Raw genomic sequence first — 11,441 nt, forward strand, 5'->3', positions numbered from 1 at the left:
GGCAGAGGCGATCAGGACCCGCACATGTCAGAACCGACCGCCCACCACCTCGCCCACCAAGCCGCCCACCACCGTCGAGACAGCCGTCGGTGCGCGCCCACCAAGCCCGCCCACCAAACGCAAAACCGCAGGTCAGACCGCCCACCAGAACCCCCAGAGGCGCCCGCGAAAAAGTCTGAAAAAACTTCCGCCGCCCAGGTTGCGGACCCTCGAAATCGGCGCTCGGCGGCCCGGTCGGCGGCGTTCGCTGACCGTAAGTCGTTGACCAGCCCACCCCATATCTTCCGATACACTGGCCAAGTTATCGGGAAGTATTGGGGAAGGGTCTGATCGATGCGGCGCAACATCTACAGCCCCGGAGCGGGGCACCAGCCACCACTGCTCGTCGGCCGAGAGACGCAACTCACCAGCTGGGAGCTCATGCTCGACGAGCTGGCATTCCGCGGCCGCGTCGGCGCACGCGACCTGCTCCTCACCGGCCCTCGAGGAGTCGGCAAGACCGTCCTGATGTCCCGGTTCATCGACTCGTCCCGCCGCGCAGGCTACGAGATCATCAGCTACCAACCGGCCGTCAAACAGGCCGGCTTGGTCGCCTCGGTTGTCGCCCGCGCAGCCGAACGTCTCGACGCACAGTCCGGCACCTGGGGCAAGGTCCGACGCTCCTTCGAGAACCTCGCCGGCGTCACCCTCGGCGCCGGCGGACTCAGCGCCACCCTCTCTCTCCGCCAGGCGCCCGCCAACACCCTCACCAACGATCCGTCAGAGGTTGCTGCGGCCCTCGCCGCACTCGCTGACGCAGCCCGCGACGAGAAGCCGACCGGCGGTGTCCTGCTCGCCATCGACGAGCTCCAGGTCGCCGCCGATCCCGACCTCAGCTTCCTTGCAGTTGTCCTCCAACGCCTCAACGTCGACCACCCCGATGCACGAGTAGCGTTCGTGGCAACCGCCCTCCCCCACGTCTACGCCGTGCTCGCCTCGGCCGGTGTGACACACCCCGACAGACTCTTCCCCAGCGAGCGCATCCCCGTCGCCCTCCCGCACCAGGAGGCGACCAGTGCGATCGTCACCCCCGCCATGCAGGCCGGGGTCGTCTGGGACCCAGAAGCGGCCGCAGCGATCGTCGCGTCATCGAACGGCTACCCCGCCCACCTCCAACTGATGGCCTCCCACACCTGGGACAACGCCGCCGACGGCACCACAACCTTGAGCATCCGCGACGCCCGGACCGGGATCGCCGCAGCGCTCGCGAGCATCGAGGTGTCAAACTTCGCCGAGATCTGGGACAAGCTTCCCGACGCCCAGCGCCGCTACCTGCACGCGCTGGCCAACCTCGGTGGCGAGGCACGCACATCCGAACTCGTCGACGCCCTCCAGGCCAGACGCGCCAGCGACCTCTCCTACCAACGTGACGAGCTCCTCCAACGAGGGGTCATCCACTCCCCCCGCTACGGCACGGTCGCACTGACCACACCCGCCATGGCGGGGTACATCACCGCCAGGCCCATGGCAGAGCTGAGCGCGCCCGACGCATGAGGCGGTGCGGCCTGAGGCCGCTCAGCGGTCCGCCATGGGCGGGCCGGGCAGCACGCGGTTGAGACGATCGCGTAGCTCCCGGACCCACGCCAGCGCTTGCTGACGGTCCTCGAGGATCTCCGCCTGGTCGCGGCGCCCCGGTGCCACCGCCGTGGGCAACCAGTCCCGAATCGCGCTCTCCAGGCCAGCGTCGAGCTGGAGCGCTCGGTCCTGCAAGATCAGCATCAGCGCCACCACAGCATTGCGGGCGGCGATTGCGTCACGCCAGCGGATCAGGAGCGGCTCATCGGGATCGTAGGACCGCCCGGGCTCGTGCCACTCGGCGCCGACTGGCATCAGACCGCCCAGTTCTTCTGGTCGAGGATGGTCTCGGTGCGCTCGGGCAAGTCCTCGTCGTAGCGGTCGACGACCTCCCGGCGCAGCCACTCATCGAGCGCTTCCTGGCCCTCTTCGGCCGCCTTGATGGGCGCTTCGTCGAGCCATGAGACGTCGGCGGCCGGGTTGGCCAGCCGCTCGATGGCGCACGCTGTGCGGACCACATCGCTGCGACCCATGGTCACGCCTCGGTTGGCCAGCGTGTGGGCGGCGTCGGTGATGGCGCCGCACAGGATCGCGTTCTGTGGCTGGGTGGAGAGCACCGTCAGCCACGGGAACCGCCTGTCGGTACCTCCCTCGAACGGCGTACCGGTGACCAGCGACATGGCGGTGAGCAGGTCCTGCTCGCAGCCACCGGCCTCGCCGCGACGACCGGCCCGGTGCCGCAGCCGGATGAACAGGTCCGCCGAGGACAGCACGCCGCCCCGCTCCTGGTAGGGGAGCTTGTAGGTCGCGGTGCCACCCATGCGCGCGGTTTCGCTGTCGCCGGCCTCCGGGAGCCAGTGGCTGCCATCGGGCCGCTTCCCCAGCAGGGTCCGTGCGTTGACCACCCGGTTCTCGGCCGTCTTCTTGCTGGCCCACTTGAAGTCGGCGGCGATCCTCTCCGAGGTCACCCCCTTCTCGTGACAGGCCAGGTAGGCGATCAGTGACACCGTCATGTTCAGGTTCGGGATCGACGCCGGGTCCCCACCGTCGATCGCGCGGACCTCGACCGGGCCGAGCAGGTGCACCTTGGGACGCGTGCACGTCTCGTCGAACCAGTCCGCGACATCGGCGTCCAGCGTCGGATCCAGGTCAGCCATCTCGGTGCGGGTCGACTCGGGAACACTGGGTCCCAGCACAGCGAGATCGGCCGCGGTCGTGGCGCCGGCCTCGAGGTAAACCTTGTCGGCCTCGGGCAGCACCGAGGAGGTGTCCCCGCCCTCGGTGTGCCGCGGCTCGGTGTACTCATCTCGCAGCGACCCGTCGGCCTTGGCGTACTTGCCCAGCGGCCCGTCGTCGCTCGCGGTGTTGGGCATCGGGACGGGAACCCGGTTTCGGGTGGCCTCGTAGACCACCGAGACCCGGGCGGCCTGCTCGGCCGGCATTGTGAACGCCTGCAGGCTGATCCCCCACATCGGCAGATACGCGGTGCCGTCGCCGCGCAGCTCGACCGCCGGGGAGTCGTTGTCGGCGTGCAGCAGCACCACCCGCGAGCGGCGGCGCCCCGCGATGGCCGCCACCACATCGCCTTCGCCCGCGGCCTCGCCGGTGTTCTTGCTGCCCTCGCCCCTGTCCTGGTCGTCCTCGTCGACGTGGGTGTCGAGGACGACCACCACCGGGTTCGCGGAGTCGGTCACCAGGCTGTCGCGGCGGCGCGTCAGCACGTCGGCATCGAGGTTGCGCTCGACGAGGTCGAGCTCGCCGGCCACCGAGGCCGCCCGCGCCAACGCGTCGGCGCGCGGCACCTGCCGCACCCGGGCCGGGTTCAGTCCGACCATCTCGTCGCCGAAGGGCTCCGCCAACAGCACCTCGACACCCTCGGCCCACTGGTTCACGGCAAGCTCGCTGACAAAGAACCTGGTCAGGTCCTCCACCTGCTCGGCCTCACCGGCGATTCCGCACACGCCGAGGGTCTCCAGGTCGAGGTACCACGTGTGGCCGCTCTGGCTGAGACCGATCTCGACCAACGCCGGGTACGGCGCGGGCTGCTGCATCAGGTCGTCGTCGAGGAATGTCTCGCGCGACAGCATCCACGCCCGGTCGTCCTCGGAGGCCTCCCAGCCCTCCGGTACCGCGGCAACCGCTGGTGCGGTGAACAGCAGCGTCAGGTCGTCCTCGCCGAGCACCGCAGCCCCCAGCTGCGGCAGCGGGCTGCGTGCGACCTTGCAGGATGCCGCCATGTGCCGCAGCGCCCGGTCGAGGAACACGATGTCCTTCTGTGCGGCGTCGGCGTTGTCGAGGATCGACCGCTCGACGTCGGCGTACTCCTCAGGCACCTGGGCGATCGTCATCCCGATCGGACGCTCTCTCATCTGCCGCCGCCGGTTGAACACATACAAGCCGGCGAGCCCGACCGCCAGAGCACCGGCGCTGGCCAGCAGCGCGTCCAGCGCCGAGATCCCGCCGCCCTCGTCTGCGTCCTCGGCCGAGGGAGAAGCCACGGCGGCGGGCTGCGGGTCCGGTGCGGTGGTGGCAGGCTGCGACGGCGCCGCCGGTCTCGCAGGAGTCGCCGGGGTCGCGGGAGCGGCCGGGGTTGCAGGCACGGCGGGCACGGCGGGGTCATCGGTGTGCCCCGTGCCCTGCCCGTGGTTGTCGTGACCGGTGTTGTGACCGGGGTTCGTCTCGTTGCCCGGCTGCGTGCCCGAGGGACTCCTCGGCTGCGTCGCCTTCCCCGTCGACGGGCCGGTGCTGTGCTGGGTCGGGTCGGTGGCGCCAGGGACCTGCAGCTTCCAGCCAGGCTGGATCAGGCTCGGGTTGGAACCGATGACGGCGCGGTTGGCGTCGTACAGCGCTTCCCAGTTGCCCGGATCGCCAGTGGTCTCCTGGGCGATTTCGGTCAGGTTCTCCCCCGGCCGGACGGTGTGCGTGCTCGCCTTGTCGACGTGGGCGCCCGTCTGGCCGGTGGGCAGGTTCGTGGCGTCGTCGGGCAGCCAGAGCTGCCAGCCCGCCTCGAGGGTGCGGGGGTTGGTGAAGGTGCGCCCGTCGGGCATCTGTCGGCCGTGGTTGAGCTGGGCGATCTCCTGCCACCTGAATCCGTCGCCCAGGTGCCTGTCCGCGAGCCCCCACAGCGTGTCACCGCGCTCGGTGACGACGCTGAGATGCGTGCGCTGTTGGGCGTGGTTCACCGTCGCTTTCGACGCGCTCTGCGGTGCGGCAGTGGAGGACGTCTGGACTGCCACATGGCCCACGGGCGCCAGCGGCACTGCCGGTGCGGCATCGGCACGGCCAGCGTGAACGCTGAGCAGGGTCGAGGTCACCCCGACCGCCAAGATCGTGTGCACCAGGATCCGGATCAGCCGCTGCTGGCCATCCAACGCGATCGGCATCCGGGTCGCCCCTGCGGGCTCGTGACGCAGCGCGGGCGGAATCTCCCACAGGGTGCACAGCAGGAACTGTGCCCACACCAGCCAGCCGAGCACGGAGACGAGCTTGAGCGTCGCGGAGTTGCTCATCATCGACAACTCGTTGAGCCCGCCGGCGGGCCAGGGGCTTCCCACAGCAGCGATCAGGAACAGCGGGAACCCGACGAGCAGGCCCAGCAGCAGCACGAGTGCCCCGAGCCGGGTGAGCAATCGGACCATGATGACTTCTCTTTCTCCAGGACCCTTGTGTGGTTGGGCTACTTCGGGCCCGTGATGGATGTTGCGTGCCCGGTCTCGTCGATCGGGAAGCTGTTGAAGCCGATGACGCCGAGGAAGACGTTCTGGGACTTGCCGGTCACCCTCACTGTGACGTCTAGACCGTTGATAGTCACGGTGCCGTGCCAGCCGGCCTGGGCCAGGATCTGGTCGGCGCGGGTCACCGCGGTGGCCGGGTTGACGCTCTCGTCGCCATCTCGCAGGCCCCGCATCGTGTCGGCGGCCGCACGTGCGGCCTGCTCGGCGCTGCGGTGTGCGCTGATGCGGTTGTTCATCGCGTTGCCGCCGTCGTACACCAGCCCGAGAAGGATCAAGAAGACCCCGGAGGCGACGGCGATCGTCCAGACCGAGATGATCGCGCCGACCTCGTCGCGACGGCCACGGACCCGGTCCACCAGGGCAGACAGGCTCCGACGCAGTCGCGTGGCGGGCGTTCTGGTGGTTTGAGTGCTCATGGGAGGTCCCGGTACTGCTCAATGGGCACCACAGCGGTGGAGGTGAACTCCTTGGAGCCGGGGAGCCCGAATCCGACGACGTCGCTCAGATCGGCGTGGCAGGTGATCTCGACCTTGACCTGTCCGCTGGTGGTGAAGTCGGTGCCGTCGAAGGCGACGGTCATCTGTGTGCAGGCCTTGCCGCGGTCGGCCAGCGACTCCTGAGCGGCGCGGCGGCCCGCGATCTGTGCGGCGTCGAAGTTCTGCTCCAGTGACGCGGCCCGCGCGGCGGCGTAGGCCGCGTCGTTGACCTGACTGTTCGCCTCGACCAGCCGTCCCGCGCCGACTACCAGGGTGATGAACGCGACCATCAGCACGGCCCAGGCCAGCAGCTCGGGTGCGCTGTAGCCGTACTCGTCGCGGGGACCGCGCAGCCGGCGCACCAGCGTCCGCGTGCCGCGGTCGTCGCGGAGCGGGCCGTGGGGCCGTGGGCGTCGCGGGCGTCGCGGGCTCATTGCGCGAACTCTTCTCGGGGAACGGTCTCGGTGGCGCTCACGCGCTTCGACATGCCCGGCACGAGTGCCTGAACGTTTCCGGAGACGGTCACGGTCACCTGCGTGGCCTGCACGTTGACGGTGATGGTCGTGTCCGACAAGTCGTCGCCTGAGCTGGAGAGGTAGTCCTGGGCGGTTTGGCGGCCGATGGCCTCGGTGCCGTCCCAGGCCGCGGCTGCGACAGCGGACTCCCGGGCGGCGGCATGCACGATCCGGTCGTTGTAGAGCTGGACCGACCATTGGATGAGCGTGAACAAGATCAGTACGACGACCGCCATCACGAGGATGAACTCGGCGCCGCCGTAGCCCCGCTCGTCACGTCGGCGACCCATCAGCCCACGCACCCGTACACCCCGTCGTCCACACCGGCGCCCGTGTGGGGCGTGCGTGGGGGTGTCGGTGCTCATCGCCGGTCCGCTCTGTGTGGCTATGGGTCAGGGTGCTGGAGTCAGGACGCTGGGGTCAGCAGTTGTTGCCGCCGCCGTTGAGACAGTCGCCCTTGTTGGTGACGAACGTCTTGACCGCGGCGATCGCCAGTCCGGCGATCAGCAGGACGCCGAGCAGGAGCACCAGGTACTCCGGCGCACCGGCGCCGCGCTCGTCGGCGCGGGCGAGCTCGAATCGTGCGCGCCAGTAGGCGATCGCCATCTGCAGGTGGGTGAACTCGTTCATGACGGTGGGCCTCTTTCTGTTGACCACAGGATTGGTTGAGAACGTGTCGACGGGTTGGGCGGTGGATCAGGCGGTGAACAGGAACAAGATGCGGGCGAGGATCACGTACGCGGCACCGACCAGCGCCATGACCATCAAGGTGTTGCGCATGGCGTCGGTGGACTTGGACGCGCGCTCTTCTGCTTCGTGGAGGCGGCTCTGGCGCATCGACTTCGCACGCTCGATGAGGGTGTCGTGGATGCTGGTGCCGTCCTCACGGGCGAGGTTGAGTGCGGCCCGCAGGTCGATCAGCTCGACCACGCCGTAGGCCTCGCCCACCTCGCCGAGAGCCTGCCAAGGCGTCATGGAGTTGGCCCGGGCGTTATCGATCGTGTCGTGGAGCGTGTGGAAGGCCCACCCGGTGCCCTTGCCGGCCACGGCCGGGAGCGCGTCGGCGTGGTCGCTGCCGCCCTCCATCGACATGACGACCAGGTCCATGAAGTCGGCCAACGCATCACGGAGCTCTTCGCGCTTCGCCGCGGCGTCCGTCTTCAGTTCCCGGGCTTCGGCAACGACCGCCACGACGCCGAACACCAGGCCGAGGACGGGTCCGGCGATCATCGGGATCGACACGCCGACGGCGTTGAACACCGCTACGGCCGCGGCGGGTGCAAGCAGACCGATCAGGAACCACACCAGCAGGTGCGCCAGCCACTCCTCCATCGACTGGCCAGTCACCGCCAGATCCCGCTCGTAGGTGCGCAGGTCATCGGGCCGCCTGTTGCGCAGCTGCTCGGCGATCCACTCCGCGACGGTCTTCGACCAGGACCGCTCATCATCGGCAGTCTCGGCACGTCGACCGGCACGGGCACGTTCCCTCTCCCACCGCGCAGCCTGCTCGACCAACGGTGGAGCGGCAGGGAACGCCAGGCGGCGCAGGTGCAGTAGCCCGAGCGCGATGATGGCCGAGACGATCATGATCGCGGTCACGACGACGTCCTCTCGGTGGTGGTCTCCATGAGGGCCTCCACTCCGGCAAGGAACCGTGGCTGCGGCTCGGGGGCGGCGAGCTGCTGGAGCCTCCACAACAGGCCGAGGAACGCGATCGCGATCAGCGCCAACACACCCTGGCCGGCCACCGTGCTGTACGGCGAGACCCAGCTGCGCAGGAACACCGCCTGAACCAGCGCCAGGCCGAGGATCGCGAGCACGACCTGGTTCGACTGGCGACGTACCCCGTTGCGCTCACTGAGTACCTTGCGGCGCAGCTCGAGCTCGGCGCGGGTGTCGAGCGCCAACGTGGTCAAGACCCGCTTCAAGCTGCCGGACTGCTGCTCGAAGGTCTGTACCAGGGCGATCACGACCTTGTCGGCTGCGCGGTGGTTGATCTCGGCGGCGAAGTCAGCCAACGCGACCGGCATCGGGGTGCGCAACTCGATCGCGTTGACCAGGTTCCGCAGCGGGCGGCGCAGTAGCATCGGCGCACCATCCACCGTTGCTGGCAGCGCCTGCGCCAGGCCGGACTCTGCGGCCGCGGCGTCACGCAGCGACTCGGTCCAATTCGCGAGCGCCTCCAACCAGGCGACCGAGGTCTTCTCGATCGCGCCGGAGCGAGCGATCTTGGGCCACAGCGCCACCACTGCGACCGCCATCGCGGCCGCGACGGGCCACCGGGTCAGCACTCCGACCACCACACCGGCGGCCAGCGCGATCGTCACCGACTTGGCGAGCTGCTGATGGTCGACGACTTTGCGGCGCGAGGTCACCACCCGTGCCGGCAGTGGCGGCTTGCCCTGCCAGGTGCGGATGAAGCCGATCACGCCCAGGCACAGCGCCAGCACACACCCGAGAAAGGCGCCCATCAGATCCACGCCTCGCCCTCAGCGCCCGTGGCTTCTGTTGCGTGGGGGCGGGTGTAATCGGCGTTGGGGTCCCAGCCTGCCTCGAGGAGGGCTTCCTCGCGTTTGATCGCCTTGCCGGTGAACTCGGTACGTTCGGTGGCCTTGTTGTACGTCCACAGCTCGGTGGTCTTCACGACGCCGTCGGCGTGGCCGGTGATCTCGCGGATCGACTCGATGACGCGCCGCTGGGTGCCGTCGGCGAGGCGGATGCGTCGCATGAAGACGACGAAGTGCAGCGAGGTGGCGATCAGTCCGTTGGTGGCCTCGAACGGCAGCCGCTCCTCGGCCTGCAGGGCGTAGGTCCTGATCTTGTCGATCACGTCGCGTGAGGAGTTCGAGTGGATGGTGGACATGGAGCCGTCGTTGCCTTGGGCCATGGCGTTGAGCATCGTGATGACCTCATCGCCCAGCACCTCGCCGACGATCACTCGGCTGGGGTTCATGCGCAGTGAGTTGCGCACCAGGTCTGCCATGCCGACCGCGCCCTTGCCCTCGACGTTGGCCAGGCGCTCTTCGAGCGGCACGACGTCGGGGTGGCGCGCTTGGTCCTCGTGCAGGCCGAGCTCGATGGACCGTTCGACGGTCACCAGCCGCTCGACCGGGTCGATCTCGGAGGCCAGGGCTCGCAACAACGTGGTCTTCCCGGCGCTCGTCGCGCCGGCGATCATCAGGTTCTGACGCGACTTCACAAGTGCCGAGAGGAACGCCGCAAGCGCATAGTCCACGGTCCCCTCGCTGAACAGGTCCTTGGTGCGCTGCGAGAGCGGTACACCGTCCTCCAGCTCCTGCGCCGCCAGACCGGGTACAGGGAGGAGCGTCGCGCGCTTGTGCCGGTGCTTGCGGATCGAGATCGATACGAAGGGCACGACGCCCTGCACCGCGTGGAGACGCGAACCGTCGGGCAGCCGAAGCGTGATGCTGTAGTTGATCGTGTCGAAGGGCCGCGTCGAGAGCCCGTCGTGGGACGAGATCGTCTTCACGATCTCCTCGAGCTCCTTGTCCGAGGAGGCGATCGGCGGCACCTGCTCCTTCGTGCCATCGGCGTAGGTGACCTGCACGTTGGCCCACCCGTTGATCGCGATGTCCTCAACATCGGGATCATCCAAGAGCTGCTCGAGGTTGCCAGCGCCGAACAGCTGCGCCTTCAACGCGGCCTCAAGCCGATCCCACTCATCACTCTCAAGTGGGGACCCGCCGCCCTCGACCAGTTCCTGCTCGTGGTCCCGCAGCACCGAGGTCAAGATGTCCTCGGTGTGCTGACGCGCGTCCTCACCCTTCGGAATCGCCTTGCCCTGGGCGCGGAACTCCGCCAACGCCTTGCCTCGGCGAACCCCTACACGCTTGTGCAGCCGCTGCACCAAGACCTGGTCGACAGGCACTATCCGCCGGAGCACACTGCCGGACTGGCTACCAGCGAGTGGGCCAACCTCGTGCGCGCCGGCGTCGCGCGGCTCATCGGTGTACAGCCACTCAGGGTGGACGCCGTTGCTGTGCGTCCCGTTGCGCGGCGCTTCTCCGGTGCGGTCCATCACGCGATCTCCCCCTCGTCCTCGGGCTCCGCATACGACCGCACGCCGGAGACCCCGTCGAGCTGGTCGTTGAGTACGGCGGCAGAGCGCAGCAGCGGCGTGCGCGCGTCCTTCCCGCCGACCTTGCCGGCGTACATCAACTCGTAGCCGTCGGGATCGATCGCGACCCAGCCGATGCCCTTGATCACGCCCGCGGCGTTGCTCGGCGCCAGCAGTTGCCCCACCTGGTCGACCACGCCTCCTGCGATCCGCTTGGGCGTCACCACCACCGGCACGATCATCGGCGGGGCGTTGCGGATCTTCGCCACCACCGGCGCCAGCCGCTCGAGACGATCCTTCAAATGCAGCACCGCGCCCACCTCGGGCCGGGTCACCATCACGATCACATCGGCCGCAGCCGCAACCGGAACCGTCGGGGAACTGGAGTGGATACGACCCAGATCGGCCACCACCCGAGAACCAGACATCCGCAGCGCCGCCGCGAGCGGCTTCCAGTCGTTGATCCCGCCCGCGAGCTCGGCCGAGTAGTGACCCGGCAGCACACGGGTCGAGGCCGTGAACTCATGCGCCATGCTCGCGACGAGGCTCGCGTCGAGAATCTTGCGGGCCTCGCTGGCCAGCGTCAGGACCGTCGGCGTGGGCGGGAACGACCCGCCGCCCGGGGCGATACACCGCTGCGCCAAGTCGTCACCGTAGGGGTCCACGCCCACCACAACCGTCGGCTCGGGGGTCGAGACCCCGAGCGCCAGCGCGGTCGTCGTCGACCCCGGCGCGCCTCGGTCACAGCACACGGCGATGAACATCAGTTCTGCCCCCCAGACGCCGACCCCGGGTCGCCAGCCGGACTCGAGGTTGCATCCGAGCTCGGGGTCGGGGTGAGGGCCGCGTCACCGTCGGTGACCGGCGCCTGCAGCAGCGTCAGCTGACCGACCGATCCGTAGGCCGCCACGATCTTGGCGTCGGCGTCATCGATGAGCAGCGTCACCGTCGTGTTGCCGCCCTGGGAGTCGCCGACGTCGTACACGGTCGCACCGGAGGCGAGGTCCTGCGGCTTCGACAGCTGCGTGGGGTCACCGGCCTGCCCGCTCTGCGGGACCTCGATCACGTTGACCACCGACCCCGC

At 69.0% G+C, this 11,441-nt stretch carries 11 protein-coding genes and 1 pseudogene; 1 reads left to right on the forward strand and 11 read right to left on the reverse strand.

Annotated elements, in window-relative coordinates; genetic code table 11:
• Window positions 1–333 precede the first annotated feature (333 nt).
• Window positions 334–1,533, forward strand: a complete 1,200-nt coding sequence (locus PD653B2_RS23945) for an ATP-binding protein (protein ID WP_085874931.1) — start codon at window positions 334–336, stop codon at window positions 1,531–1,533.
• Between the two features lie 21 nt (window positions 1,534–1,554).
• Here the strand turns inward: PD653B2_RS23945 and PD653B2_RS23950 are convergent, their stop codons facing one another.
• The 11 genes and pseudogenes from PD653B2_RS23950 to PD653B2_RS25245 form a co-directional block, all read right to left on the reverse strand.
• Window positions 1,555–1,869, reverse strand: a complete 315-nt coding sequence (locus PD653B2_RS23950) for a hypothetical protein (RefSeq protein WP_085874932.1) — start codon at window positions 1,867–1,869, stop codon at window positions 1,555–1,557.
• Window positions 1,869–5,192, reverse strand: coding sequence for a LysM peptidoglycan-binding domain-containing protein (locus tag PD653B2_RS23955; protein ID WP_085874933.1), 3,324 nt, complete (start codon window positions 5,190–5,192; stop codon window positions 1,869–1,871). Before PD653B2_RS23955 ends, PD653B2_RS23950 begins: the two co-directional genes overlap by 1 nt.
• Window positions 5,193–5,230: 38 nt before the next feature.
• Window positions 5,231–5,644 (reverse strand): pilus assembly protein TadG-related protein, encoded by a 414-nt coding sequence (locus PD653B2_RS23960; RefSeq protein WP_242665428.1) that lies wholly within the window; start codon window positions 5,642–5,644, stop codon window positions 5,231–5,233.
• A gap of 56 nt (window positions 5,645–5,700) precedes the next feature.
• Window positions 5,701–6,198 (reverse strand): TadE/TadG family type IV pilus assembly protein, encoded by a 498-nt coding sequence (locus tag PD653B2_RS23965; protein ID WP_085874935.1) that lies wholly within the window; start codon window positions 6,196–6,198, stop codon window positions 5,701–5,703.
• Window positions 6,195–6,569, reverse strand: a complete 375-nt coding sequence (locus PD653B2_RS23970; protein ID WP_242665429.1) for a TadE/TadG family type IV pilus assembly protein — start codon at window positions 6,567–6,569, stop codon at window positions 6,195–6,197. Before PD653B2_RS23970 ends, PD653B2_RS23965 begins: the two co-directional genes overlap by 4 nt.
• A gap of 130 nt (window positions 6,570–6,699) precedes the next feature.
• Entirely contained in the window at window positions 6,700–6,909 is a 210-nt protein-coding gene (locus PD653B2_RS23975; RefSeq protein ID WP_085874937.1) for a hypothetical protein, read from the reverse strand.
• A gap of 66 nt (window positions 6,910–6,975) precedes the next feature.
• Window positions 6,976–7,878: a hypothetical protein gene (locus tag PD653B2_RS23980; protein ID WP_089504068.1), complete on the reverse strand. Its 903-nt coding sequence runs from the start codon at window positions 7,876–7,878 to the stop codon at window positions 6,976–6,978.
• Window positions 7,875–8,750: a type II secretion system F family protein gene (locus tag PD653B2_RS23985; RefSeq protein ID WP_085874938.1), complete on the reverse strand. Its 876-nt coding sequence runs from the start codon at window positions 8,748–8,750 to the stop codon at window positions 7,875–7,877. Before PD653B2_RS23985 ends, PD653B2_RS23980 begins: the two co-directional genes overlap by 4 nt.
• Complete coding sequence (locus PD653B2_RS23990; protein WP_085874939.1) at window positions 8,750–10,318, reverse strand: CpaF family protein; 1,569 nt, start codon at window positions 10,316–10,318, stop codon at window positions 8,750–8,752. Before PD653B2_RS23990 ends, PD653B2_RS23985 begins: the two co-directional genes overlap by 1 nt.
• Window positions 10,318–11,121 (reverse strand): hypothetical protein, encoded by an 804-nt coding sequence (locus tag PD653B2_RS23995; protein WP_085874940.1) that lies wholly within the window; start codon window positions 11,119–11,121, stop codon window positions 10,318–10,320. The genes PD653B2_RS23990 and PD653B2_RS23995 overlap by 1 nt, the downstream gene beginning before the upstream one ends.
• Window positions 11,121–11,441: pseudogene (locus PD653B2_RS25245) on the reverse strand (hypothetical protein); the annotation flags it as partial. The pseudogene PD653B2_RS25245 and the gene PD653B2_RS23995, both read right to left, overlap by 1 nt.

Source organism: Nocardioides sp. PD653-B2 (assembly GCF_002117935.1).
Lineage (GTDB): Bacteria > Actinomycetota > Actinomycetes > Propionibacteriales > Nocardioidaceae > Nocardioides.

Coding starts and splice junctions, on each gene's coding strand:
- PD653B2_RS23945 (WP_085874931.1), top strand. CDS start 334: ATGCGGCGCAACATCTACAGCCCCGGAGCGGGGCACCAGCCACCACTG.
- PD653B2_RS23950 (WP_085874932.1), bottom strand. CDS start 1,869: ATGCCAGTCGGCGCCGAGTGGCACGAGCCCGGGCGGTCCTACGATCCC.
- PD653B2_RS23955 (WP_085874933.1), bottom strand. CDS start 5,192: ATGGTCCGATTGCTCACCCGGCTCGGGGCACTCGTGCTGCTGCTGGGC.
- PD653B2_RS23965 (WP_085874935.1), bottom strand. CDS start 6,198: ATGAGCCCGCGACGCCCGCGACGCCCACGGCCCCACGGCCCGCTCCGC.
- PD653B2_RS23970 (WP_242665429.1), bottom strand. CDS start 6,569: ATGGGTCGCCGACGTGACGAGCGGGGCTACGGCGGCGCCGAGTTCATC.
- PD653B2_RS23975 (WP_085874937.1), bottom strand. CDS start 6,909: ATGAACGAGTTCACCCACCTGCAGATGGCGATCGCCTACTGGCGCGCA.
- PD653B2_RS23985 (WP_085874938.1), bottom strand. CDS start 8,750: ATGGGCGCCTTTCTCGGGTGTGTGCTGGCGCTGTGCCTGGGCGTGATC.
- PD653B2_RS23990 (WP_085874939.1), bottom strand. CDS start 10,318: ATGGACCGCACCGGAGAAGCGCCGCGCAACGGGACGCACAGCAACGGC.
- PD653B2_RS23995 (WP_085874940.1), bottom strand. CDS start 11,121: ATGTTCATCGCCGTGTGCTGTGACCGAGGCGCGCCGGGGTCGACGACG.